This is a genomic window from Myxococcus sp. MxC21-1 (genome assembly GCF_032612255.1).
GTDB classification, from domain to species: domain Bacteria; phylum Myxococcota; class Myxococcia; order Myxococcales; family Myxococcaceae; genus Myxococcus; species Myxococcus virescens.
Window position 1 is genome coordinate 3947439 of the sequence record NZ_CP123278.1, and the last position, 24899, is coordinate 3972337.

Consider the following 24899-nt stretch of genomic DNA (forward strand, 5'->3'; position numbering starts at 1 on the left):
GAAGAGGCACGCCTCTTGCTGAACCCGGACCCGTTTCGAGGACTGGGTGCTGGGAGGCAGGGTAGATGGCGGAGGTCTTCTTCTGGTGTGCCGTGCTGCTGCTAGCACACACTTACTTTCTCTATCCCTTGAGCCTTTTTTTGCTCGAAGGGGCCGCGCAGGTGCTCAAGAACGCCCGCGATGTGCGGCGCGCGGAAACAGTCAATCAGGGCTCCAGCGGGCAGCGGGCGTTGCCCTCGGTGAGTCTGGTGGTGGCGGCCTACAACGAGGCTTCGTGCATCCAGCAGAAGCTGGAGAACAGCCTCGCGCTGGCGTACCCGGCGGAGCGGTTCGAGGTGCTCATCGGTTCGGATGGTTCGTCGGACGGGACGGATGACATCGTCCGCGCCTGCTCCGACGCGCGCGTGCGGCTGTCACCGGCGCCTCGGGCGGGCAAGACGACGGTGCTCAACCGCTGCATCCCCATGGCGCAGGGGGACATCGTCGTTCTTTCCGACGCCAACACGATGATCGAACCCGAGGCCATCGAGCGGCTGGTGCGCCACTTCGAGGACCCGGAGGTGGGGGCGGTCTGCGGCAAGCTGCGGCTCTACAACCCCACGAAGCAGGACTACGAGGAGAGCGCGTACTGGAGCTACGAGTCGCTCATCAAGATGTACGAGGGGCGGCGCGGCGCGGTGGTGGGCGCCAACGGTGGCCTCTATGCCATCCGGCGCTCGCTGTTCACCCTGCTGCCGCCGTCCACCATCGTGGACGACTTCGTGATTCCGCTGCGCATCCTGGATCAGGGCTACAAGGTCGTCTACGAAGAGCACGCCGTGGCGCACGAGGAGACCACGGAGGATTATGGCAAGGAGTTCGGCCGTCGGGCGCGCATCGCCGCGGGCAACTTCCAGAGCATCCGCATGGTGCCTGGGCTGTTGCTGCCGACCGCGGGCTTCCCGGCCTTCGCCTTCTGGTCGCACAAGCTGCTGCGCTGGTGCGCCCCCGCGCTGATGGGGATGGCGCTGGTGGCGAACCTGTTCCTGTTGGACCGGCTCTTCTACCAGTTCACCCTGTTCAGCCAGGTGCTGTTCTACGCGCTCGCGTACCTGGGGAAGACGGGGGTGCTGAAGCGGGGCACGGCGAAGAAGGCCGCGTCGGTGGCGTACTACTTCGTGACCATGAACCTGGCCATCGTCGTGGGGTTCTGGCGCTTCCTGCGCAACTCGCAGCGCGCCGCGTGGGACCGGACGGCGCGCGCGTAGTCGGAATCCAGGAGCCCGTTACCGGAGTGCCACGGGGACGGGTTTCTGGGCCTTGGGGCTCTTGGGCAGCACGCTGCCGTAGCCCCCGAAGAGCTGCCCGGTGAGGACGGGCTCTCGGTTGGGGCCCGGGTGCCGGAGCATGTCGTTGAGCACCTCGCCCGTCTTCGGATCCCTCCGAAGGTGCGGGCGTTCCAGGTTCATGCGGTAGCGCACGACGCCTCGGCGCACGCGGTGGATGACGGTGACCGTCCCGCTGGCGCTGACGTTCTCCACGATGCCCACGTGGGTGAGGCCGTCATTGCGGCGCCCGTCGCGGTTCTGGTCATACGTCTCGTTGAAGAAGACGAGGTCGCCCGGGGTCGGCCGCTCTTCCGAGTACACGCGGCCTCGCGAGCGGGCGAAGCGGTACATGGCGGTGACGCCGTTGTCGCCGGGCTGCACCGTTCCCCGGAAGGTGACGCCGGCCTGGGCGTAGACGCCTTCGATGAGGCCGGTGCAGTCGGACGGGTACTTGCGGCCGTTGAGTGCGACTTGCGTCTTGCCCACCAGCGAGCGCGCCGTGGTCACCACCTTGGCGCGGGCATCACCGGCCACGGGGGTGGGGCGCGTGGCCCGGGCCGGCGTCGCGCGGGAGTTGCCACCCGACGCCTTGGCCGGGCGGGCGGCCACCGTGCCGGGACGCGCCGCGGGCGCTTCGCGGTTCGCGGTGGCCACCTGCTTGGAAAGGGACTCGCGCGGGAAGGCGGGCGGGGAGGCGGAGCGGTAGCGAAGACTGTAGGAGTCCAGCCATGGCTCCAGCGGCGCGCCCGTGGTGGCGCAGCCGGTCGCCAGCGTGGCGAGGATTCCCATCAGCGTGACTGTCCTCATGGTGCGACCTCCCTGTAGCGTCCTGGGGGCACATGGTCCGCCCGGGAAGCCGTGTCGTCAAAAAACCTACCCAGGCAGCCGTCCGTCCGCGCTTGGGTTTCCGGGTGGGCGCGGGTGCGGTATTGCTCCAGGGACATGGCCTCCTTTCGCCGAGCCCTCGCCGTCCTGTTGCTGGCCACTGGCTGCATCCCCTCGCCGTATGACCGCGCGGCGAAGAAGGACACCATCGACGGCTATCGCGCCTTCCTTCGCGAGTACCCCACGCACGCGGACACCGACGCGGCCGAGGCGCGGCTGGAGGAGCTGGAGTTCGAGGAAGCGAAGCGCCTGCACACGGTGATTGCCTACAAGCGCTTCCTGGAGGCGTACCCCGACGCGGCCCAGGCGCGCACGGCGAAGACGCTGTTGGAGGGCCTGCGCTTCAACGGGGCGAAGGAGACGGACACCGTCGCCGGCTGGCGCCAGTTCCTCCAGGAGCACCCGGACGGCGTCCAGCGCGACGAGGCGAAGCGCCTGCTGGCGGAGGCGGAAGCACGTGAGCTGGCCACCACGGAGGATCCGCGCAAGCTGGCGGAGTACCTGCGCGCGTCGCCGGATGATCCCCGCCGCCAGGACGTGGAGGCCCGCCTGGATGCTCAAGCCTTCGCGCAGGCCAAGGCCTCCGGCGCGACGAAGCTCTTCGCGTACCTCAAGGAGCACCCGGCCGGCGCGCACCGCGAGGAGGCGCGCGTCCTGCTACTGCAACTGGAAGTGGAGGGCCTGCTCGTCTCTGGCCTGGTGGACGAGGCCGAGGCCCGGGTGAAGGCCCATCCCCTGGGCCCGAAGCTCACCGCCTTCCCGGCGCGGCTGGCCCACGCCCGCGCCGAGCGCGCCGCCCTGGCCCGGCCGGAGCCATTGGCCCAAGCCGCCCACGTGGGGCACTACCTGCGCGGGGTGGAGGACCTGAACCGCGCGCTGGTGGCGCCCGACGCGCTGGACCGCTGGCAGGCCGCGGAGGAGCTGGGTCAGCACGTGTCGGTGCGCGTGTTGGATCCGCTGCTGGAGAGCCTTCGCGCGGCGCGCAACCCGCTGATCCGTCAGCACGCCCTGGAGTCCCTGCGCACGGTGCTGGCGGCGCTGCCCAAGCCCGTGGCGGAGTACGAGGTGGCCTCGCGCCTGGATGCCCTGCGCGAGCGCGCCACCAGCGCGGAGATGTACCTCACGGTGGCGGTGCTGCTGGACCTGTCCGGCCAGTTGGCGCAGGCGTCCACGGAGTACCAGCGCGCCGCCGAGTCGGGCGTGCCGGATCCGGTCATCCTGCGGCGCTGGGTGCAGATTCGCGAGGAGCGGCGCCAGCACTTCTCCGCGGCGGTGGCGGCGCGGCAGCTGGCGCTGTGGTCCCTGGAGGTGGCGCAGGAGGAGCCGGTGACGCCCGAAGGGCGTGTTCCCCTGGCGTCGGCGCGGCAGCTCTGCGCGGCGGCCGTCAACGCGAACTTCGCCGCGGAGGCCATTGCCCGCGCCCGGTCCGCGAGCACCGAGTTCCCCGAGGACCTGGCCGAGTTCGAGCGCAAGGCGGCGGACGCCAAGCGGCTGGCGGACGCGCGGCTGGCGGACGCGGAGCTGCTGCTGCGTGAGCAGTCGCCCGGCGTGAAGACGTGCGCGGACCGCGGTGTGCGTGACCGCCTGGAGAACGCCGTGAAGGAGCGCACCGCCGCGCTGGACTCGGTGGCGACGAAGCTGCCGCAGGTGGGGCGGCTGCTCCTGGAGGTGGCCCGGGAGCGGGATCCGTCGCCCCAGGTCCGCGAGGCCGCGTCCGCCCGGCTGACCGCGCTCAAGCCGGTTCCCTGATCCGGGTGTCCCGGTGCGCCGGGCCGGTTAGAGTCTGCGTCCCCATGGCCTCCCGCACCGATACGCTCCAGGCTCCGGCCGCGAAGCCCTCGCTGCGGATTGACTATGCCGCGCTCCTCAACGAGGAGCAGCTGCGCGCGGTGGAGGCGGGGGAGGGGCCCGTGCTGGTGATTGCCGGAGCGGGCTCCGGCAAGACGCGCACGCTGACCTTCCGGGTGGCGCGCATGCTGGAGCGGGGTGTTCCGCCCGAGGGCATCCTCCTGCTCACCTTCACCAACAAGGCGGCTCGGGAGATGACGCGCCGAGTGGAGGAGCTGGCCGGCGCCTTCGTGGACGTGCGGCGCATCCTCGGCGGGACCTTCCACCATGCCGCGCACGTGCTGCTGCGCCAGTACGCGGGGGTGCTGGGCTTCTCCACGAACTTCACCGTGCTGGACCGCGAGGACGCGCGGGACTTGATGGTGACGTGCATCGCCGAGCGTCGGCTCAAGAGCGACAAGCGCTTCCCCCGGCCAGACCTGGTGTTGGACCTGGTTTCCCTGGCGGCCAACCTCCAGCAGCCCGTGTCACACGTGCTGATGGACCGCCGGCCGCAGATGTTGCCGCTGGCACCCGAGGTGCTCGCCGCCGCCGCGCGCTTCCAGCAGCGAAAGGCGCAGATGCACCTGATGGACTTCGATGACCTGCTGGTGCACCTCAAGCGCTTGCTGACGCATCACCCGGACGTGAAGGCCCAGCTCACCGAGCGCTTCCGCTGCGTGCTCGTGGACGAGTACCAGGACACCAACCGGCTCCAGGGCGACCTGGTGGATCTGCTCGCCGGAGAGCGCAAGGACCTCACGGTGGTGGGGGACGACTGCCAGTCCATCTACAGCTTCCGGGGCGCGGACTTCACCAACATCATCGGCTTCCCCGAACGCTACCCGGGCTGCTCCGTCCATGCGCTGACGCGCAACTACCGCTCCACGCCGGAAATCCTGCGGCTGGCCAACACCTCCATCGCGCTCAATACGAACCAGTTCCCCAAGGTGCTGACGGCGGCACGGTCCCCGGGCGTCAAGCCGCTCATCGTCCCCGCCCGGGACGCCGGGGAGCAGGCCGCCTACGTGGCCCAGCGCATCGGTGAGCTCCGCGACCAGGGCCTGTCCCTGGAGGACATGGCCGTGCTGTACCGGGCTCACAACCACTCGCTGGAGCTGCAACTGGAGTTGACCCGACGCGGCATCCCCTTCCGGGTGCGCTCCGGCGTCCGCTTCTTCGAGCAGTCCCACATCAAGGACGTGCTGGCCCACCTCCGGCTGGTGAACAACCCGGGGGATGAGCTGGCCTTCAAGCGCGTCATCCGGCGCGTCCCAGGCGTGGGACCGGCGACGGCCGAGCACCTCTGGACCGCTCTGCGCGCATCGCCGGAGGGGACTCCCCTGGCGGAGGGGCTGGCCCATGCGGACGTCCGCGCGCACCTGCCACGCAAGGCACAGAAGGGATTCCAGGCCTTCGGTGACCTGATGGGGCGGTTGACCCGGCCGGAGGCGTCCCCTTCACCGGGGCGCCTCATCGAGGACGTCCTCGCCGGGGGCTACGCGGACTTCCTCCGGGCGGAGTTCTCCGAGGAGGAGCACCGGGAGGACGACGTCCGCCAGCTGGCGGAGTTCGCCGGCCGCTTCGAGGACGTGGCGCGCTTCCTGTCGGAGATCGCCCTGGTGTCGGAGTTCGCGGCGGGGGAGGCCTTGAGGGAGGAGGGGTCGGAGGCGTGCCTGACGCTGTCCACCGTCCATCAGGCCAAGGGGCTCGAGTGGCGGGCCGTCTTCGTCCTGTGGCTGGCGGACGGGCGGTTTCCGCTGTCATTGGCCACGCGCCTGCCCGAGGAGGAGGAAGAGGAGCGGCGGCTGTTCTACGTGGCCCTGACCCGGGCGCGGGACACGCTGGCGCTGGTGTACCCCCAGTCGGTGCTGCCCCGGGACGGGGAGCGGATCCTCCTGCGTCCGTCCCGGTTCCTCCAGGAACTGCCCGGCGGGGAGGACGCACCGTTCGACCGGTGCATCCTGTCCACCCTGGAGGCGGAGCCCGAGGCGTCCGTGGGGCAGGATGGTCCCCCTCCGGGTGGATCGGACCCGGTGGACTGACACCGGCGCCCAGAAACGCGCACTCCCGTGCGCGACGTGATAGACAGTGGAGTCAGGGGCGGCGTCTTTTGGCACGAGCCCCCTCACTTCATGGCGGACAGACCTCGCATCATCGGGATTGACCTCGGAACCACCAACACGCTGGTGGCGTCCGTCCGCAACCGTATCCCGAAGATCGTCCCCACCGATCGCGGCAACCTCACGCTGCCCTCCGTCGTGGCGCTGTCGGCGCGCGGCGACCTGCTGGTGGGCGGGGTGGCCAAGGACCAGATGGTCACCAACCCGAAGAACACGCTCTGGGGAACCAAGCGGCTCATCGGGCGGAAGTACAACTCCAAGACGGTGGAGGAGCTCCGGGGCTACTTCCCCTACGACATCGTCGAGGGCGCCAACGGGGACGCCGCGGTGATGATGGGCGGCAAGCTGTACTCGCTGCCCCATGTGTCCAGCTTCGTGCTGGGCCAGGTGAAGACCATCGCGGAGCAGTTCCTGGGCGGCCCCATCGAGGGGGCGGTCATCTCCGTCCCGGCCTACTACAACGACAACCAGCGCAACGCGGTGAAGGAGGCCGGCCGGCTGGCGGGCTTCGACGTGAAGCGCATCGTCAACGAGCCCACCGCCGCGGCGCTGGCCTACGGCTTCAACCGGGGCCTGGATCAGAAGGTCCTCGTCTACGACCTGGGCGGCGGCACCTTCGACGTGTCCGTGCTGCACCTGGCCGGCAATGTCTTCGAAGTCCTGGCCACCGGCGGCGACACCTTCCTGGGCGGGGCGGACTTCGACAACCGCATCATGGAGTACGCGCTGGAGCGCTTCCGGGAGGAGACCAAGGTCGACCTCAACACGGAGAACCCCATCGCGCTCCAGCGCATCAAGAACGCGGCGGAGGCGGCGAAGATCGACCTCACGCTGATCCCCAACGTCGTCATCGACCTGCCCTACATCGACGAGCGCAAGGGCAAGCCGATGGACATGCGCATCCCCCTGACGCGCGAGTTCCTCAACAGCCTCACCGGCGACCTGGTGGACCGCACCTTCGAGATCTGCGACCGGGTGCTGGCGGAGAAGGGCATCTCCCGCGCGGAGATCGACGAGATCATCCTGGTGGGCGGCCAGAGCCGCATGCCGCTGGTGCAGCAGAAGATCCAGGCGCACTTCGGCAAGGCGCCACGCAAGGGCGTCCACCCGGACGAGTGCGTGGCCCTGGGCGCGGCGCTGCTGGGCGACTCGCTGGGCAGCATCGACGCGGTGACGCTGCTGGACGCGCTGTCCATGCCCATTGGCTACGCGATGCCCAACGGCCGCGTGAAGCGCATCATCGAGAAGAACTCGCTGATTCCCATGGTGAAGAGCTTCCGCCTGCCTCCTCCCAAGGAGCCGGGCTCGCCCTTCATCGAGCTGGACATCTACCAGGGGGACAGTGACCTGCTGGTGGACAACGAATATCTGGGCACGGTTCGTGTGCCCTCGGCCGCCGCCGGCCGGAAGATCGACTTCCGCCTCACCGAGGAGTGTCTGCTCCAGGTGACGGTGGAGGAAGCGAGCGGCATGCGCAAGGTGGACCTCGCCACCCGCGACACGCCGGAGCAGCTCAAGCGGGCGCTCCAGGAGGTCGCGTCGCGTCACTCACAGCAGGTGCCCAGCTCCAGCAGCGGGAGCGACGACCGGGGGCTCTTCTCCAGTATCAAGAGCATCTTCCGGAGGGGCTAGGAGTCCAGATGGCGAAGTTCCCGTCGAAGGAGTGGGTGGACGAAGCGGTCCGCCTCACCAATGAGGATCCCGAGTGCGCCATGGCCGGCAAGGGCTGGAAGGGCGACTTCGGGGCGGTGGTGGAAGCCGAGCCCGGCAAGCTGGCGAAGGCTTTCGTGGTGCACGTCGTCCCCGGTGACTGCCGCATCGAGAAGGCGCGCGTCCTGGCGGATCCGGACGACCTGGACGAGCTGGAGCCGGTGTACCTGGCCCGCGCGCCCTACAGCGTCTGGAAGCAGCTCCTCAAGGGGACGCTGGACCCGGTAGAGGCGGTGCTCAAGCGCCGCATCTCCATGAAGGGCGACCTGCAGCCGCTGATCGAACGCATGAAGTACAAGGGCATCGCCGACCGCGTCTTCGCGCAGCTGCAGACGCAGTTCATCGACGAGCCCTGAGCGGGAGACCCCATGGGAATCAAGGACGACCTGAAGAAGCAGGCCCTCAACGTGTCAGGCAAGGCCATGGAAAAGCTCATGGCCGACGACCGTCGCGCCATGGCCATTGCCAACGCCATTGGGAAAGCCCAGCGCGGCAAGCAGGCGCTCGACCGGGGGCAGGAGGAGCTGATGAAGGCGCTGAACTTCGCGCCCCGCAGCGAGTTCAAGGCCCTGGGCAAGCAGCTGTCCGGCCTCAAGCGCCGGCTGCGTGAGCTCGATGAGAAGCTCGGCGCGCTGTAGTCGAAAATGCGTTGACACCTGAGCGGGCGAATGGCATCTACACCCGCGTTCGCCGCTGGCAACACCGGCGGCGGGCAGCAGACAGCAGAAGGGCGTATAGCTCAGCGGTAGAGCACTGCCTTCACACGGCAGGGGTCGCAGGTTCAAACCCTGCTGCGCCCACTCAAGAAAGGCCGTGAGTCCGAATCGGGACTCACGGCCTTTCTGCTTTTGGGGGCTCCGCCTTCACCGCCTCGCCAGACGCAAGAAAGCCCACCCCGCATGCTTCGCGGAGTGGGCTTGGAAACGCGGCGTGAGGCCGCGGTGCGGCTCAGACCTTGGGCGCGTCGGCGTCGCCGGTGGGCGTGTGCCGGGCCTTGATGAGCGACGCGACGATGCTCGCGCCCAGCAGGCCGGCGATGACCGACAGGGACACCTCGGGCGGCACCTTCACGAAGTCGATGATCGCCATCTTCGCGCCGACGAAGACGAGCACCGCGGAGAGGCCCACCTTCAGGTAGCTGAACTTCTCCACCGCGCCGGCCAGCATGAAGAACATGGAGCGCAGGCCGAGGATGGCGAAGATGTTGGACGTGAAGACGATGAAGGGGTCCGTCGTCACGGCGAAGATGGCGGGGATGGAGTCGAGCGCGAAGAGGATGTCCGACGCCTCCACCAGCAGGAGCGCCATCAGCAGCGGCGTGGCCAGCTTGCGGCCGTTCTCCACGGTGAAGAAGTGGTGCCCGTCGAAGTTGGGCGTCGAGGGGATGGTCCGCCGGGCCAGGCGCATCAGCGCGCCTTCCTCCGGGTTGTCCTCCTTGTTGCGCTGGAGGAAGAGCTTCACGCCCGTGATGATGAGGAAGCCGCCGAAGACGTAGATGAGCCAGTGGAAGCGGGCCAGCATCGCCACGCCCGCGAAAATCATGATGGCTCGCAGCGCCAGCGCGCTGAGGATGCCCCAGAAGAGGACCCGGTGCTGGTACAGCGCGGGGATTCGCAGCGCCGAGAAGATGACGACGAAGACGAAGATGTTGTCGACGGAGAGCGACTTTTCGATGAGGTAGCCGGTGATGAACTGGAGGCCGGGCTCGGGCCCGAACTTCCACCAGACACCCGCGCCGAAGACGAGCGCCAGGCTGACCCACACCGCGCTCCAGCCCAGGGCCTCCTTGAACTTCACCACGTGGGCTTTGCGGTGGAAGACGCCGAGATCGAGCGCCAGCATCGCGATGACGAAGGCGATAAAGCCGGCCCACAGGCCCGGGCTGCCAACGCTTGGGAAGGTTTCCATATGGGGGCGTCAGATAGGAGTCATCCGAGCCTTCCACAAATAGGAATTCCAGCCACACTCCATCGGGAAAACCGAAGGACCCGGGCAAAATGCGGCCGTTCTCCCTCTGTCGCTTGGAGGGCATACGGGCAGTCAAAAACATCCCAAATGTTTGGGAAGTGGTTTTGAAGGCGATGGGTTTGGAACCGTCCCGGTTGGAAAAATCAAACACGGGGCTATGAGACCAGCCAGGCGTCACCGTCCCTGAGGCAGCTACTCCTCCCGACGGAAGGACGCGTCGAGCCAACTCCAGGCGATAGGCGCCTGGGGACTCGTCACCCTCATGCCTCAAGCAGTAAGGACGCTATTTTGACTCGGAATCGTTTTCTGTCCTCGACGTGTGGTGCGCTCTTCGCCCTGGCCGCCATCACGGGCTGTGGGAATGAAGCTGGTAACGAGGATTCCAACGCGCCAGGGCGGACCGAGACCCCTGGCCCGTCTCCGCAGGTGCCTGCTCCCTCTCCGTCCGAGCAGACGCCCGGTGGCCAGACCCCTGGCACCCCGGAGCCTGGGGACTCTGACACTTCGCCGGAGGGGCCTGTCGCCACCACGCCGCCCGACGAGCCCTCGACCCATCCCGAGGACCCGTCGACCGAGCCCGAGCAACCTGTCGAGTCGGGCGCGGACAAGTTCGGCGTGACGATGATCCACCCGTCCGTCGCCGGCGGTGAGCAGTGGTTCCTGGCCGACGACGCGATGTCCGACAGCCGCTTCGATCCGCAGGACGACCTCACGCGCAACTCGGACGGCTCCTGGAATCTCAAGAGCGACAAGGTGCGCATGAACGTCTTCACGTCCACCGGCTACAAGCCGAATGAGATCGCCACGTATGACCGTGACGTGCTCGCCAGCCGTGGCTACATGCAGTCGCCGAACGACTGGAAGAACATCGAGATGACGGGCTTCGTGAAGCTCAACTCCGCGTCCGATGAGTCCGACAACTTCGACATGTATGCGCGTGGCGGGAAGCACAACGACGACCACGAGGGCTGTGAGGGCAGCAGCTACAAGGGCGCGCTGCACTTCGATGGCCGGGCTCGTTTCCAGAAGGAGGCGTGGCACGTCTCCTACGAGCAGGCGCCGTACAAGAAGGTGACGGAGCCGCTGACGGGCCGCTGGGTGGGCTTCAAGACGGTGATGCGGAACACGCAGGTCAACGGCAAGGAGGCCGTGCACCTGGAGCTGTACCTCAACGAGAACGCCGACAAGGTCTCCTGGGAGAAGGTCTACGACTTCGTGGACGCCGGTGACTGGGGCGGTGACGCCGAGCACTGCGGCGGCGCGGATGGCGCGATTCCGCTCACGTGGGGTGGCCCCATCGCCACGTTCCGTTGGGACAGCACCGACGACGTGGACTTCAAGTGGCTGTCCGTGCGCGAAATCGCGCCGGAGCAGTGAGCCGCTGATGCCTGGCGCGCCCGCTGATTGGGGGCGCGCCTGAACAGCAGTCCGCAGTCCCACGAGGGCGTGGGGGACCCGACGAGGTCCTCCGCGCCCTTCGTGCGTCCATGGACGGGAAGGTCCACCTCCCGGGCGGGTGGCGAGTGTGGCTTCGGCCTCCCCACCTTGCGGGCGCCGACGCGCCAGCCAGCCGCCGGCAGCCCTGTTTCGCCGGGGCTCGGCGCTCAGGCCGGCCCACTGGCTGTCAGAGAGGAAGACTTCCCATGCACATTACTTTCCTGGGCCACGCCGGGTTCGTCGTGGAGACGGCGGGGGCCATTGTCGTCATGGACCCGTGGCTGTCGTCCCGCGGGGCATTCGACTCGGCGTGGATGCAGCTGCCGTGCAACCACCACCTGGCGCCGCGAGTGCGGGAGAAGCTGGAGACGCCCGGCAAGGAGCGCTACCTCTACGTCAGCCACGAGCACAAGGACCACTTCGACCCGGAGTTCCTGGCCACCATCCGCCAGAGGGACTTCACGGTGCTGGTGCCGCGCTTCCACCGCTCCGAACTGCAGGACGTGTTCGCCAGGTATGGCTGCAAGCAGGTCATCGCCTGCGAGGACGGCCGCGAGGTCCCCATCAAGGGCGGCTACGTGAAGCTGTTCGTGTCGGAGCAGGGGACCAACCGCGACTCCGCGGTGATGGTGCGCGGTGACGGGCAGTGCTTCCTCAACATCAACGACTGCAAGCTCCATGACCGGATGGGGCGCATCGTCGCGGAGGAGGGGCCCATCGACGTGTTCTCTGCGCAGTTCTCCGGGGCCATCTGGCACCCCACCTGCTACGAGTACCCGGCGGAGACCTACGCGGCCATCTCGCTGAAGAAGCGGGAGAGCAAGTTCGAGGCGGTGGCGCGCACGCTCGAGGTGATTCATCCGCGGGCGTACATCGCGGCGGCCGGGCCCGCGGCCTTCCTGGACCCGGCGCAGTTCCACCTCAATTTCGAGAAGGTGAACATCTTCCCGAACGCGACACAGCTCTTCGCTTTTCTGCGGCAGCGCCTGCCCCAGGGGAAGACGCGCTACCTGGAGCCGATGCCCGGGGACGTGCTGGACGCGAAGTCGCTGGAGTTCGTCTCGCAGGTGGCCGAGCGGGTGACGCCGGAGAACCAGAAGGCGTACCTGCACGACTACGCGAAGCGGCAGGAGTCCGTGTTCCGCGAGCGGCGGCGCAACCTGCTCGTCGCGGAGGTGGCGGAGATTCACGAGCGGCTGCGCGTGGAGCTGCAGCGCAAGCTGGACCTCCTCGACCTGCACGAGCGCGTGGGCATGCCGCTCTACGTGGAGCTGACGGAGCTTCCGGAGAAGCTCTTGCGCGTGGACTTCAAGGCGCGCCGTGTCCACGTGGTGGCGGACATCCAGGAAGAGGTCCGCTACACGCTGAAGACGAGCGCGGCCGACGTGGGGCGCGTGCTGGACCGCAAGCTCACGTGGGAGGACTTCCTGCTGTCGTTCCGCCTGCGCCTGAGCCGCAACCCGGACGTGTACGAGCCGGTGCTGCACGGCTTCCTGGGCGTGGAGATCGAGGACATGCGCGAGTTCTGCGAGGGCATCCGCTCCACCGAGTCCCAGCGGGAGCGAACGGTGGTGGAGGCCGGTGGGCGGCGCTTCTCCATCCAGCGCTTCTGCCCCCACCAGGGCGCCGACCTGTCCGAGGGCTGGGTGGAGGAGGGGCGCTACCTGGTGTGCCCGCGCCACCGTTGGCAGTTCGACCTGGACGCCGGGGGCGTGTGCACGCAGAACACGTCCACGCTCTGCGCGGAGCTGCTGCCCGAGCGTGAGCAGGAGAAGCCCCAGACGCCGGCGGCGGATCCGCAGCCTCAGCTGTAGTGCCGCGTCCCCTGGGCGCCGCGCGGTTGCCGTGGCGCTCAGGGGAGACGACGCAAGCGCGGCGCCGGTGACGGCGTGCCCCTGGCGCGCCTCTCGGAGCGGCCGTGGGCGTTCGGTGGGCTGGCGCGGAAGGTCCGCCCCCTTCAGTGCGGCGGCGTCGAGAGCTGAAGACTCAGCCGGACGTTGTCCGAGCGCAGGCCCACCGGGGCATCCGGCGCGAGCGCCTCTTCGGGCACTGGCCCGTCCACGCGAGCGTGTCGTCCGCCCAGACGCGGAGGACCTTGCCGTCGACCTGGGCCCGCAGCGTGTGGGGTTCGCCTGTCGAGGGCGCTTCGAGCCGGACGTGCTGCTCGGGGCGCAGGACGGTGTAGCCCCGGTTTCCGCACTCGCGGCTGGTGTGCTGTCCCGGGTTGCGCTTGAAGTTGACGACGATGCCCGGCTTGGGTGCCAGCCGCCACATCGCGTACAGCACGTTGCAGGCATCCACCGCGAAGAGCTTGAGACCCACCTGCTGGCGCTGCTCCCCCGAAGCCAGGGCCACCTGGCGCTCAGTGGGGCCTAGCAGGGTGAAGCGCAGCGCCACGTTGCTCGTCGTGCTTCCATGCACGATGGCGCGCATGCGCGGCCCGTCGACGAGGAGCTGCTCGCCGGGGCCGGGCTCCAGGCTTCCTTCAGTGACCTTCAGTCGGGACAATGGGACGCGCGTCAGCATGGGCCTGCCTTTCTTCCGGAGAGCCCCTGGGCGGCGCGGCTCATCCCGTTCCTTCGGAGCGAGCTGTGGCGCGACACCGCCATCCCGGCCTTCATTCGCTGGACTGGAGCCGGCGCCCAGCAGCGCGGCCAGGACGCCGCAGGCCACGAACAGTCGGCGCGGTGTCACGGCGACCGGGCACCCAGGAAGGACTGAAGCGATTCCACATGGGCATGCAAATAGGCCTGCTCCGCGCGCAGGCGGGTGAGTTCCATCATCAGATAGCCGCGGAAGCGGCGAACCTCCCGCGTCTGGAGCGCGTCCATGGACTTCAGCTGCGCTTCCAGGTCCGACACCAGGGTACTCACCTCACGCAGCCGGCCCTCCTCGGTGCGGTGGACGGTGCGCAGCTCGGCGACCAGCTCGTTGACCCGCTGGGGCACGCCCGACACGTCATCGAGCGTCGCGCGACGGCGGCCTTCCCTCGCCCGTGCGTTGGCCGAGCCCTGCCACAGGTGGCCCAGATTGTAGGACAGCGTGAGCTGCCCGAAGAGGGGCAGGTCCTGGTCGACGTCGATGAGCTCGTCGTACCCACCGCGCAGGCTGACGCGCCAGGCGCGCGAGCGGCGCAGCGCGCCGTTATACGTCTCGAGCTGGTCATCCGCGGCTCGCAGCTCGTTCAGCACACTCTCCAGCCGCTGACCTTCTTGAAGCCGAGGCCGTGCCGCCAGCCGCTCGCGAGCAATCTGGGTGTTGCTGGAAAGCTGACGCAGCCCATCCAGCCGGACCTGCACCGCGTTCAGCTCCTCCAGCGTCACCAGGCCTTGCTTCATGTCGTTGCGAAGCGACGTGAGCAGCGCCTCGGCGTGGGGCAGCGCCTCCTCCAGAACGCGAGCTCGGGCCTCCAGCGCGGCCTGTTCGCCCAGGCCGCTGCCTTGGCGAATGGCGGACTCCAGCACCGTCATCGCCCGCTGCCGGCGGCAGTCCGCCTCCGCGCGCTTGTGGATGGCTCGACCGCGGTAGATGCCCACGAGGTCGTACATCAACCCCGCCGTCACACGCGGGGTCGGCTCACCCAGCGGCGTGGTACCAGCGCCGCCGCTGGCTTCGCCCGCGTTGACCACGCCGAAGGCCCCGAACAGCTCGGGCGCCAGTTCGAGCGCGGCCTCCGCGCTGCCCACGCCGCGGACGAAGTCGCAGTAACCGGCGGCCCGGTCCTCGCTGGACGGCGACGTGAGTTCTCCCGCGGGAGGAGGCGCCGGCTGGGCCAGCGCCAGGCGCGCGGCAAGTGACAGCAATGCGCCACAAGTGACGGTCATCCGCATGGTCGAGTGTCTCCGGCTCCGAGGCCGTCTCCAGTCAAAGGGTGGTAGGACTCACAGCAGCAGCGGCGGCCGGCCCAGGTGGAGCAGGTCTTCCCGGGCGGAAGGCGCGTCCGTCAGTTGGACCTCCACCATGACGCCGCGGAGCATGTACTGGCGGATGGGGTGCTTGAGGGACACCTCGCCCTCGAGCACGCGCCCGATGACGCCCACCTCGTGGCACCAGATGACCTTGGCCGCGCACGAGTACAGCGGCGTGCCCTGCTCGGCGTTCGGGATGTTCTCGTACGGGACGAATGCGACGGTGAGGTCCCTCTCGATCGCCTTGAGGTACGGCGACGCACGCAGCGACGCAATCAGCGTGTCGTAGCGCAGGGCCACCTCGTCCAGGGCGGCCAGGTCCGTCTGGAGGCTCTTCAGCGTCGCCTCCGCGCGGGCCTGCTCCAGGACGGAGTGCGTGTACTCGCGCTCCAGCAGCAGCACGTCGGACGTCATGCCCTGGGGCGTCTCGTTCTTGCCCATCCCGGACTGCACCGCTGAGAGGCCAGCAATCTCCCGTTGGAGCGAATCCAGCCGCGTCTCCAGGTCCGCCGAGGACTGCGCCAGTGACAGGTTGCTCTGCGCCAGCTGCGCCAGGTGGTGGTTGATGGTGAGCTTCTCCTCCTGCTCCATCAGGCGCGCGTCGTACAGCGCGTCGGTGCGCGTGCGCGCCAGTCCGGCGAAGGCACGGTTGGACTGGAGAATCTCCGCCCGGGCGTTGTTGTACTCACGGCGCAGCAACGACAGCCGCTGTGCCACCCGGTCCCTGGCGTCGCGCTCGCCACGCAGGGCGACGAGGAAACGTTGCTGGAACGCGCGCTCCGCAGCGACGGTGCGCTCGGCGTCGGAGATGCGGTTCTCCACCGACCGCCGGTCCGACAGCACGTGGTCGCGCGCGGACGTCTGCGCGGCCACCTGCGTATTGAGCGTGAGAATCTGTGGGTCCGTCGGCGAGATGACCGTGGGGGTCACCCAGCTGCGGCTCACCAGGAAGAAGCCCTGAACGGACAGGAAGGACACCAGCCCGAGCATGATGAGCGCGAGCAGCAGGGAACCGATGAACTTGTAGGCGGAGACGGCGATGCTGTTGACGCGATTGGCGACGCGTTGGTTCATGGCGTAGTGCCCTCACCAGCATGGGTGGGAGGAAAGCGGCCCCCGGAGTCGACCGGCGACGTCTCGGGAGCGGCGCTGGCGCTGCCCCGCGTCTCCCAGCTCCCCGAGTCCAGCGTCAGCAGTGCCAGCGGCGTGAAGAGCGCGTACGTCACCGGCATCAGCAGGGCCATGGGCAGGAAACTGGCGCCGTGGACTCGCCGGTCCGCGGGAAGGTGCCGTGTTTCGATTCGATAGATGACCCCCAGCAAGCCGATGACCAGGAAGTGGAAGGCGAGGATGTCCCAGAACTCGCCGGTCAGGACGTTGTGCACGATGACCAGCGGGTAGGAGAGGAGCAGCGCGAGCTGCGACACGTAGTGGACCGCCACGACCGGGTGGAGCCGCCAGGCGTGTGACAGGCCGCCCAGCAGGTCCACCAGGTTGGAGCGGCGCCACCGGAGCTGCTGGGAGAAGTACCCGGCCAGCGTCGACGGCGCGGCGGTGAAGCAAAAGGCGTCCAGCGTGTAGACGGTCTCGTAGTCGTGCTTGACGATTTGCCGCGTGAGGAACCGGTCCTCGCCGTACTTGATGGGGATGCCCGCGATGGCGCGCGCCTCGAGGATGGGCTCCAGCTCCAGCAGCACGTGGCGGCGGTAGGCGGTGAGGCAGCCCGACAGGCACATCACCTGGCGGAAGCTGCGCTCCAGGTCCTTGAGCCACTCCTGGGCGAAGTGGAACTTGATTTCAATCATCCGCGTCATCCAGTTCTGATGACGGTTCGTCACGTAGGTTCGGCCGCCCACCGCGGCGATGCGCGGGCTGACGAAGCGGCGCACCAGCTGGCGGACGGCGGCCTTGTCGACGATGACGTCCGAGTCCACCGACACGATGATTTCCGCGTCCGTGGCGGCCTTCACCGCGCGGTTGATGCCCTTGCGCTTGCCCATGTTCTCCGGGTTGCGCATGACGATGACGTTGGGATTTCCCTCCGCCGCCTTCAGTGCCCAGGCGTAGCTGTCGTCCTTGGAGCAGTCATCCACCACCACGATTTGCAGCAGGTGGCTGGGATAGTCCTGCTCCAGGAGACTTCGAACGCCGTGGTAGATGCCTTCGCCTTCGTTGAACAGCGGGATGACGATGGCGACTCGTGGCAGGTAGGTGTCGTCGACTCTGTCGAACTTCCGCCCCTTCAGGCGCCGTAGCAATGGCCCGAGGACATAGCGGTTCATCAGAACCACCATGAAAAGTAACTGAATTGGAAAGAGCTCCATCCGTCCCTGCCCCCCATCACGCCACGAGCCGCCCTCGTCGCGACCCCACCCGCCGCCGCGAACCCCAACACGAGCGAGCGAAAGGTTGGCGGGGGCAACGGTGTGTGCCAACTGCCTCGAGGGTCAGAGACAGTGGCCATCAGTGGCCATGCCACGCAGAAGCACGCAGGGGCGAGCAGGCGGCGGTGGTAGAAAGGGGGCATGCCGACAGACTTCCAGCCCCTCACGCTGCGTCCAGATGAGGTCCATGTATGGATTGTCGAGCCCGAGCGCATCGACGACCGGCGCCTCCTGGATGCCTACTGGGCGCTGCTGGACGCGAAGGAGCGCGACAAGCAGCAGCGCTTCCGCTTCGAGCGGCACCAGCGGCAGTACCTGGTGAGCCATGCGCTGGTGCGGCTGACGCTGTCGCGCTACGCGCCGGTGGCGCCGGAGGCCTGGGCCTTCGACACCAACACGTACGGCCGGCCGGTGGTGCGGGGAGAGTGGGGCCCGAAGCTGCGCTTCAACCTGTCCCATACGGACGGCATGGCGCTGGTGGCGGTGGGCTGGGACGCGGAGCTGGGCGCGGACGTGGAGGACGCGCAGCGGAAGGGGGAGACGGTGGAGATCGCCGACCACTACTTCGCCGCCTCGGAAGTGGCGGCGCTGAAGGCCCTGCCGCCGGAGCGGCACCGGGAGCGCTTCTTCGAGTACTGGACGCTGAAGGAGTCCTACATCAAGGCGCGCGGCGCGGGGCTGTCGCTGCCGCTGGACCAGTTCGCCTTCCACCTGGAGCCGGGACAGGCGCCGCGCATCTCCTTCGACCCGCGGATGCAAGACGTGCCGGAGGCGTGGCAGTTCGTTCAGCTGCGCCCGTCGGAGCGGCACCAGGCGGCGGTGGCGGTGAACCGGCCCCGTGGGCAGCCGCTGACGGTGCGCTGGCAGTTCACGGTGCCGCTGGCCGGGGACACGCCGCCCCGGTTCCAGGCGGCGTAGACGGCGGGCTCAGGGCGCGCGGCCCATCCACCGGTTCAGGTCCTCGCTGATGTGCGCGAGGAGGGCGTCCCGCTGCGACTTGATGAAGAAGTGGCCGCCGGGGAAGAGGCGGACGCGGACGTCCTCGCTCCGCGTCTCGTCGCGCCAGCGCTCCAGGTTCGCGGTGGGGACGTGCTTGTCGTCGGGCGAGCCGACGACGGAGATGGGGACCTCCAGCTTCGCGGGCTGGGGGCCGTCCTCCGTGAAGGCGATGCCGAAGTCGGCGCGCAGCATGGGCAGCACCAGCTCCAGCAGCTCGCGGTGCTGGAAGATCTCCTCGGGCGTGCCGTCGTAGCGCCGCAGCTGCGCGATGAACTCCGGTTCAGGCAGGTGGTGGATAGGCTCGCGGGTGTTGACGGACGGCGGCCCTGCGGCCCCCAGGAACAGGCCCACGGGGCGCGGGCCATTGCGGGCCTGGAGGCGCCTGGCGAGCTCCAGGGAGATGCGAGCGCCCATGCTGTAGCCGAAGAAGGCGAAGGGCCGGTCCAGCAGCGGCGCGATGGCGGGAAGCAGCGCGTCCACCAGGGCAGGCAGGCTGCCAATGGGCTTCTCGGACAGGCGGCGCTCGCGCCCGGGGAGCTGGACGGGGCACAGCTCCACACCCGCCGGCAGGCCCTGGCTCCACTGGTTGTAGATGGCCACGCTGCCACCGGCGTACGGCAGGCAGAACAGCCGCAGCCGCGGGTCCGTCAACGGCTTCCGGGTGGGGAACCAGCGGTCGGGGGCATGAGGGCTCGAGTTGGACGCGCTTTGCATGACGTGAAGGCTCTGTCGCATGGCCACGGAAAACGGGTCAAGTCCCGGAGGCCGCGTGGCGTGTTAGCGTTTCGGGGACGCGCAGGGGCGTCATTCTGGAGTCACCATGGGGCGTTCCGCGGGCTTCATACTCTGGCTGACGGGTCTGTCAGGTGCGGGCAAGAGCACCTTGTCCCGTGCCCTGCGTGCGCACCTGGCCTCGTCGATGCCCGTGGAGGTGCTGGACGGGGATGAGGTGCGCACCTGGCTGTCCCGCGGCCTGGGCTTCACCCGCGAGGACCGCGAGGAGAACGTGCGCCGCATCGGTCATGTGGCCCGGCTGCTGGCGAAGCACGGGGTGGGTGTCATCGCCGCGGCCATCTCGCCTTATGCGAGCTCGCGCGCCGAGGTGCGCCGGCTGGCCGAGGAGGCGGGCATCCCCTTCGTGGAGATCTTCGTCCAGGCGCCGCTGGACGTGCTCATCGCCCGGGACGTGAAGGGGCTCTACAAGAAGGCGCTGGCCGGCGAGCTGGCGCACTTCACCGGCGTGTCGGACCCCTATGAGGCGCCTGACGCGCCCGACGTCACCGTCCGCTCGGATGTGGACACCGTGGAGGCGGGCCTGTGGCGCGTCTTGGAGACGCTGCGAAAGCGGGGTCTGCTCGACGCCGCCGCTGCGGCGTGAAGCGCGTCCCCGAGGTGGCGGAACGTCCGCGCACCTCGGGGAGCGGAGGCGCGGACTCAGGCGAGGATGCGCTCCATCTTCACGTAGGGGCGCTCGGCCTGGATGCCCTTCGTGCGGCAGTGCTCCAGGAACTTGTTCGACTCGACAATCTGCGGGGCCTTGTCGTCGTAGACGAGGATCATCACGTGGCGCAGCCACGGCTCCTGGCCCATGGCGTAGACGTAGACCTCCTTGGGCGACAGGTAGTTGGTGATTTCGATGGCGCGAGCGCTGTCGGAGCCGTTGAGCCGGCGGGCCTGGTCCATCTTCCGGGGCAGGGGATTGCACAGCAGCGGGCCGTACATCCAGCTCATCGGGCCGCCTTCGCACTCCATGCCGAGGAACAGCACGTCGATGGTGCCGACGATGTCGCGCAGGTGCTGGTACATGCGCGGCTCGATGGCGTTGGAGTCCGCGGCCATCAGCATGGACTTGCCGCCCAGGCGCACCAGGTGCGCCGTCTTGGCCTGGATGGCCAGGTCGCTGTGCTCGCCCAGGAAGGGAAGGCCGGTGATGGAGCCGCCCGGCACGGGAATCTCCTGGAGGTCGTCAATCTCCACCACGTTCTTGAAGCCGTTGTGGTGGAGCATCAGCCGCAGCGACGGGTCCGCCAGCGAGTTGCCGTTGTTGCGCGGGACGATGATGCAGCCCACCCGGTGCCGCAGTTGGATGAGCGTCTCCATCATCAGGTGGTCTGCGTGGCCGTGCGTGAGGACCACGTAGTCGATGCGCTCGGGCAGGTCGGAGTGGGTGAAGCGGGGGAGGTCCGTGGGGAACTCGTAGCTGATGACAGGGTCGGTGAGGATGCTGACGTCCTTCGTCTCCAGCAGCACGCAGGCGTGGCCGAAGTAGCGCACGCGCACGCCCTCACCGCTGTAGCGCTCCGTGCGGCGGGGCTCGACGTCCGTGAAGAGCGCGGCGAAGGCGTCCGCGGCGGAGGCGGGCACGCCGAGCATCTCCGCGACCTGTCCGGGCGAGCCCGGTGTGTGGCGCATGCGGAAGAGGGCGTCCAGGCCTTCATGCTTGTAGGGGACGCGCAGCCACAGGGGCGTGTCCTCCTCCAGGCGGGGCGTGCTGAAGATGTAGGGCCGCCAGTCGCCGTCCACCTGCATGAGCGTCACGCTCTGCGAGGACTCCTTGTGGAAGGGGCTGCGGTACAGGAGCGGCTCGATGTACCGCGCGCTGGCGCGGTTGCTCAGGTCGTACGTGAGCTCCACGTAGCCGCGGAGGATGTCGGGCACCTTGGCGTAGAGGCCCTCCAGGGAGCCGCCGTTGTTGGGCGCCATGAGCTGCTCCAGCTCGGCCACCGCCTTGGTGTACGCGAGCATGTTGGCCTGCTCCTTCTGCGTCCGCTCCAGGAGCTCCTTCACGCGCGGGGCCTTCGCCGCCGGGTGGTTGATGAACGGGCCGCCCATCAGCATCGGGTTCTTCAGGGCCGCCACGTGCACGTCCGGGTTCGCTACGAAGGACTGCATCAGCTTCTGGTGCAGGTTCGTCACGAACAGCGGGGCCGTCGCCGGAGACAGCAGGTACCACCACGCGTACCACTGATTGTAGAGCGGCTCGATGGCGACGTTCGGCTTGAGGTACATGGGGCGGTCCAGCATGGCGGTCTCCTCCGAGCGAGGTCCGGAAAACGTCGGGAAATTGGCAAACGTGGGGCCCGTAGATACACGGATTCGAAGGGTGATGCACGGGGCCAACACGGCGCATCTTTTGCGTTAGCTCAACCGTGCGAGCATCCGGGCGTATCCCTTTCATCGTGCAACCCGAGCAAGGAGCGTCCCGATGAAGGCAGCTTGGAATGTTGCGCTGGCCCTGATGGTGGGAGTGGCCGTGGGCTGTGGCGTTGGCGCCATGGATTCGGAGGGCGCGCAGGATGAGGCGCTCGGCACGTCGGAAGCCACGCTCGCGGTCTGTGGAGACGGTGTCTGCGAATTCGGCGAGCGACTGAGCTGTCCCCTTGATTGCCCACGTGGCGAGTTCTGTGGAAACGGCGCGTGCTGTCCTGGGGAGACGGCCCGGACCTGTCCCGAGGACTGCACGCAGGGTGACCCAGGGCGTTACTGCTACCGGGCGCACTGAGTCCCTGACGGGTCCTCCACGGACGCGCGAGCAACGGGTTTCCGTTGCCCGCGCGCCGTTCCGCCGTGTCGGGTCGTGCGGGGCGTTTTCGCTACATCGCGAAGCAGCCGTAGACCTTCTCGTAGTAGGAGGTCTTCGTGCCATTGAGGACCGTCTCCGGCGTGCTGCACCCGCAGAGGAGCTCACCGACCTTGGTGACCTTCGCGGGTTCCGCGTAGTACGTGATGACGTAATCCCGGCCGGTGATGTCACGACAGGGGATCGCCTGGGCCTCCGTTTCGAGCTCGGCGGCGGTCTCCTCTTCGATGCCGCCACAGCCCGTCATCAGCCCTACTGCCAGCAGACCCACCATGATGCCCGTACGCATGAATTCCCCTTTTGTGAGAAGGTGATGCGTTCCCAGGATAGCTAGAGAGCGCGTCAATGGCACCTGGGGGCTGCGGACTGTCGGAATGCGAACGGGCCCACTCGGTCTGTCGACGAGGCGCCTACGCCGGAAGAGTACCGCTCCATGGCGGATGCCCTTCATCGTGAGGTCCTCGGGCCATGTCTGGATGGTGTTCATGACATTGAGGGGCACGAGGAGATTGAAGAGCACATTCTCCGGCATGTGCTTGCTGTCAGGGTTCAACGCCAGGTCGCGGGCAATGTCTCGGGTCTGCCGCAAGGCGACGACGCGGTCGAGGGCGACGGCCGAGCGCACTCAAGTCAGGGAGCCAGGAGCGTTCAGCGTGCTCCTGCAATCTTCGTCAACAAGGTTTTCGAGGCCCCGTGGGAAGTGCTGAACCGAAGTCCGTCATGCCAGATGACCGAAATGCCTAGGGCCGCCAGGAGGCGTTCGCGCTTGTTGCTGAGTCGGCGGTTCACAACGAGGCAGAGTTCGTCCTCTTTCGCTCCATGCTCATGGCGGTACTCGAATAGCTGAGCAAGGGCAGCCCGCGTTTGGTGTACCTCGTGGCGGCCCAGCGTCTTGGCTTCGAAAATGACTCGTGGTCCACCCCAGGACTGTGGGCCCACAGATCAATAGCTCCAGGAATCTCGTTGATATGCGTCCAGCCATTCTTCTGCAGCAGCGCGTGTAGTTCGACGAGAAGGTCATGGTGGGCTTTCATTGCCTTCTCTTTCAGGACAAGCGTCTCGTCTGGATCTGCGTGCTGTTCTCCCTTTGTGAAGTCGGCTGGCGTTCGCGCTGGGTCGAAGGGCCGGTTGCGAAACGTCGTTGTGGGTAGGGGAAGCAGCACGCCAGTCATGCAGCGTCCGCATGGGCGCATTGCGGTAAATGTAAGCGTTCAGGGGAGATGGGCGGTTGAAGAAGGAGCAGGCCAGCAGCCGACGGGAGGCTTGTCGCTCGCTGACGCGGCGTGGGACATGAGACACGGCATGTCGTGGCCGAGGTCGACCCCAAGGATGCGCGCATCGCGGAGCTTGAGCGTCAGGTCGAGGAACTGACTCGACTGGTGCAGGAGCTGCGGGAGCAGTTGCGGCGGAACTCGGGCAACTCGAACCGGCCACCGTCGAGCGATACGCCGGGGCAGAAGGCAGAGCGGGAGTGAGAAGATGCGCGGTGGCCAGCCGGGACATAAAGGCCTGACACGCGCGCTTGTTGCCGAGGAGAAGGTGAGCGAGTTCAAGCACCTCTTCCCGTCCACGTGTGAGAATTGCTGGGCGCCCCTCTCGCCCGAAGGCGGAACGCGGGTGCGGCGCTACCAGTCCGTGGAATTGCCGCCGCTCAAGGGCGACGTCACGCAGTGGGTGCGCCATGGCGTGGAGTGCCCCAGGTGCAAGCATGAGACGTGGGCAAGCACCGCGCCGATTCCGACGTCGCCCTTCGGCCTGCGGCTGTCCGCCGTCTTTGGCCTTTTGACGGGCGTTTACCACCTGAGTCGGCGCTCGGCGGTGAGGCTTCTGGGAGATGTGCTGGGCATCGACATCTCGCTAGGGGCGGTGAGCGCCGTCGAGGCGCGCATCAGCGATGCGGTGAAGCCCGCGGTGGACGAGGCCTGGTCCCGGGTGTTCAGATGCACCGTGCAGCGCTGCAGCTTCGCCTCGGGGAGTGCCTGCCGGGCTGCGGCGGCCAGGCCCGCGTGCCCGTCGGCGATGACGAGTCGTACGCCCGCCAGCCCCCGCTCGAGCAGTTGGCGAAGCAGCTCCAGCCAGGAGTCGTGTGACTCGCTGCCGCCCAGGGTGATTGCCAACAGGTGCCGGTGCCCATCCTCTCCCACGCCGTAGGCCACCAGGGCAGAGACGTTCTGCACCGCCCTGGCCCACCTCGCATCCAGGAAGGTGGCATCCAGGTAGAGGGAGGGGAAGGCCTGGGTGAGGGGCTGGGTGCGCAAGCCCTCTACCTTCTCCTCCAGCGTCCGTGTCACCCGGCTCACCGTCGAGCGCGAGACGTCCTCGCCCATGAGGGCCCGCGTCACCTTGCCCATTTTCCTCGTGGAGACGCCCTGCACGTACGCACTGGTAATCGCCTCGTCGAGCTCCCCGCTGCGACGCTTGTAGCGGCCCAGCACGTCCCCCGCGCTACCACTGTGCCTCGTGCGTGGCACCGCCACGTCCACGGCCCCCGTCGTCACCAGCGTGCGCAGGTAGCTGCTATTGCGTACGTCCAACCGGCCCACCATCCGCTGCCACCGGCCAGCCCCCACCAACTCCCTCACCTCTTCCTCCAGCAGCGCCTCCCGCGTCATCCGGATGGCTCCGCGGAACAGCGCACGCAGGTCGGCCTGCACCTCTTCGTGCGCCGGGGCTTCAAACTCGCTAACGTCCACGTCGGGGAACTCCTCGGCTCCTCTGCCAGGAGGAGACCGGCTCGGTTGGTTTCACCGAGGAGCTTCCTTCTTTCCCGC

At 68.0% G+C, this 24899-nt stretch carries 20 protein-coding genes, 1 tRNA gene and 2 pseudogenes; 13 read left to right on the forward strand and 10 right to left on the reverse strand.

What is annotated here, in order from left to right:
• Positions 1 to 65 precede the first annotated feature (65 nt).
• On the forward strand, positions 66 to 1247 hold the full coding sequence (locus QEG98_RS18280; protein ID WP_316567546.1) for a glycosyltransferase family 2 protein: 1182 nt from the start codon (positions 66 to 68) through the stop codon (positions 1245 to 1247).
• An 18-nt stretch (positions 1248 to 1265) separates the two neighbouring features.
• On the opposite strand, the gene QEG98_RS18285 is transcribed toward QEG98_RS18280, so the two are convergent.
• Entirely contained in the window at positions 1266 to 2114 is an 849-nt protein-coding gene (locus QEG98_RS18285; RefSeq protein WP_316567547.1) for a CHAP domain-containing protein, read from the reverse strand.
• A gap of 135 nt (positions 2115 to 2249) precedes the next feature.
• On the opposite strand from QEG98_RS18285, the gene QEG98_RS18290 reads away from it, so the two are divergent.
• The 6 genes from QEG98_RS18290 (at position 2250) to QEG98_RS18315 (ending at position 8652) form a co-directional block, all read left to right on the forward strand.
• Positions 2250 to 3941, forward strand: coding sequence for a HEAT repeat domain-containing protein (locus QEG98_RS18290; protein ID WP_244171926.1), 1692 nt, complete (start codon positions 2250 to 2252; stop codon positions 3939 to 3941).
• A 44-nt stretch (positions 3942 to 3985) separates the two neighbouring features.
• A complete protein-coding gene (locus QEG98_RS18295) occupies positions 3986 to 6064 on the forward strand; it encodes an ATP-dependent helicase (protein ID WP_316567548.1) in 2079 nt (692 codons plus the stop codon).
• Positions 6065 to 6154: 90 nt separating this feature from the next.
• A complete protein-coding gene (locus QEG98_RS18300; protein WP_090491403.1) occupies positions 6155 to 7774 on the forward strand; it encodes an Hsp70 family protein in 1620 nt (539 codons plus the stop codon).
• 8 nt (positions 7775 to 7782) lie between these two features.
• Positions 7783 to 8208 carry an SCP2 sterol-binding domain-containing protein gene (locus tag QEG98_RS18305; RefSeq protein WP_011553507.1) on the forward strand — a complete coding sequence of 142 codons (426 nt, stop codon included), beginning with the start codon at positions 7783 to 7785 and terminating at the stop codon, positions 8206 to 8208.
• 12 nt (positions 8209 to 8220) lie between these two features.
• Positions 8221 to 8490, forward strand: coding sequence for a hypothetical protein (locus tag QEG98_RS18310; protein WP_011553508.1), 270 nt, complete (start codon positions 8221 to 8223; stop codon positions 8488 to 8490).
• 90 nt (positions 8491 to 8580) lie between these two features.
• Positions 8581 to 8652 (forward strand) — tRNA-Val (locus QEG98_RS18315).
• Positions 8653 to 8800: 148 nt separating this feature from the next.
• On the opposite strand, the gene QEG98_RS18320 is transcribed toward QEG98_RS18315, so the two are convergent.
• Positions 8801 to 9760, reverse strand: a complete 960-nt coding sequence (locus QEG98_RS18320) for a TerC family protein (RefSeq protein WP_316567549.1) — start codon at positions 9758 to 9760, stop codon at positions 8801 to 8803.
• Positions 9761 to 10108: 348 nt separating this feature from the next.
• Between QEG98_RS18320 and QEG98_RS18325 the strand changes: the two genes are divergently transcribed.
• Together QEG98_RS18325 and QEG98_RS18330 are read left to right on the forward strand one after the other, a co-directional pair.
• Positions 10109 to 11197: a carbohydrate-binding protein gene (locus tag QEG98_RS18325; RefSeq protein WP_316567550.1), complete on the forward strand. Its 1089-nt coding sequence runs from the start codon at positions 10109 to 10111 to the stop codon at positions 11195 to 11197.
• Between the two features lie 266 nt (positions 11198 to 11463).
• Positions 11464 to 13071, forward strand: a complete 1608-nt coding sequence (locus QEG98_RS18330; protein WP_316567551.1) for a Rieske 2Fe-2S domain-containing protein — start codon at positions 11464 to 11466, stop codon at positions 13069 to 13071.
• A 172-nt stretch (positions 13072 to 13243) separates the two neighbouring features.
• Here QEG98_RS18330 and QEG98_RS18335 read toward each other — a convergent pair whose 3' ends face one another.
• From QEG98_RS18335 to QEG98_RS18350, 4 genes are all read right to left on the reverse strand, one after another.
• Complete coding sequence (locus QEG98_RS18335) at positions 13244 to 13783, reverse strand: hypothetical protein (RefSeq protein ID WP_316567552.1); 540 nt, start codon at positions 13781 to 13783, stop codon at positions 13244 to 13246.
• A 164-nt stretch (positions 13784 to 13947) separates the two neighbouring features.
• The gene (locus tag QEG98_RS18340; RefSeq protein WP_316567553.1) at positions 13948 to 15087 is read right to left on the reverse strand and encodes a hypothetical protein; all 1140 of its coding nucleotides are present in this window, start codon (positions 15085 to 15087) and stop codon (positions 13948 to 13950) included.
• Between the two features lie 51 nt (positions 15088 to 15138).
• Entirely contained in the window at positions 15139 to 16239 is a 1101-nt protein-coding gene (locus QEG98_RS18345; protein WP_316567554.1) for a hypothetical protein, read from the reverse strand.
• Positions 16236 to 17489 carry a glycosyltransferase gene (locus QEG98_RS18350; protein ID WP_090491410.1) on the reverse strand — a complete coding sequence of 418 codons (1254 nt, stop codon included), beginning with the start codon at positions 17487 to 17489 and terminating at the stop codon, positions 16236 to 16238. Before QEG98_RS18350 ends, QEG98_RS18345 begins: the two co-directional genes overlap by 4 nt.
• Before the next feature lie 201 nt (positions 17490 to 17690).
• Between QEG98_RS18350 and QEG98_RS18355 the strand changes: the two genes are divergently transcribed.
• Entirely contained in the window at positions 17691 to 18467 is a 777-nt protein-coding gene (locus tag QEG98_RS18355) for a 4'-phosphopantetheinyl transferase family protein (protein WP_316567555.1), read from the forward strand.
• 9 nt (positions 18468 to 18476) lie between these two features.
• Here the strand turns inward: QEG98_RS18355 and QEG98_RS18360 are convergent, their stop codons facing one another.
• A complete protein-coding gene (locus QEG98_RS18360; protein ID WP_244171928.1) occupies positions 18477 to 19262 on the reverse strand; it encodes a thioesterase II family protein in 786 nt (261 codons plus the stop codon).
• Between the two features lie 106 nt (positions 19263 to 19368).
• On the opposite strand from QEG98_RS18360, the gene cysC reads away from it, so the two are divergent.
• The gene (cysC, locus tag QEG98_RS18365) at positions 19369 to 19926 is read left to right on the forward strand and encodes an adenylyl-sulfate kinase (protein ID WP_141253439.1); all 558 of its coding nucleotides are present in this window, start codon (positions 19369 to 19371) and stop codon (positions 19924 to 19926) included.
• A gap of 56 nt (positions 19927 to 19982) precedes the next feature.
• Here the strand turns inward: cysC and QEG98_RS18370 are convergent, their stop codons facing one another.
• Positions 19983 to 21572 (reverse strand): MBL fold metallo-hydrolase, encoded by a 1590-nt coding sequence (locus QEG98_RS18370; protein ID WP_090491414.1) that lies wholly within the window; start codon positions 21570 to 21572, stop codon positions 19983 to 19985.
• Between the two features lie 181 nt (positions 21573 to 21753).
• Here QEG98_RS18370 and QEG98_RS18375 point away from each other — a divergent pair, with 181 nt between their 5' ends.
• Complete coding sequence (locus QEG98_RS18375; protein ID WP_316567556.1) at positions 21754 to 22050, forward strand: hypothetical protein; 297 nt, start codon at positions 21754 to 21756, stop codon at positions 22048 to 22050.
• A 91-nt stretch (positions 22051 to 22141) separates the two neighbouring features.
• On the opposite strand, the gene QEG98_RS18380 is transcribed toward QEG98_RS18375, so the two are convergent.
• The gene (locus QEG98_RS18380; RefSeq protein ID WP_316567557.1) at positions 22142 to 22417 is read right to left on the reverse strand and encodes a hypothetical protein; all 276 of its coding nucleotides are present in this window, start codon (positions 22415 to 22417) and stop codon (positions 22142 to 22144) included.
• A 994-nt stretch (positions 22418 to 23411) separates the two neighbouring features.
• Here QEG98_RS18380 and QEG98_RS18385 point away from each other — a divergent pair.
• A pseudogene (locus QEG98_RS18385) lies at positions 23412 to 24081 on the forward strand (DUF6444 domain-containing protein); the annotation flags it as partial.
• Here QEG98_RS18385 and QEG98_RS18390 read toward each other — a convergent pair.
• Positions 24066 to 24821 (reverse strand): annotated as a pseudogene (locus QEG98_RS18390) (IS256 family transposase); the annotation flags it as partial. The pseudogenes QEG98_RS18385 and QEG98_RS18390 sit on opposite strands and share 16 nt — an antisense overlap.
• Positions 24822 to 24899: the final 78 nt, after the last annotated feature.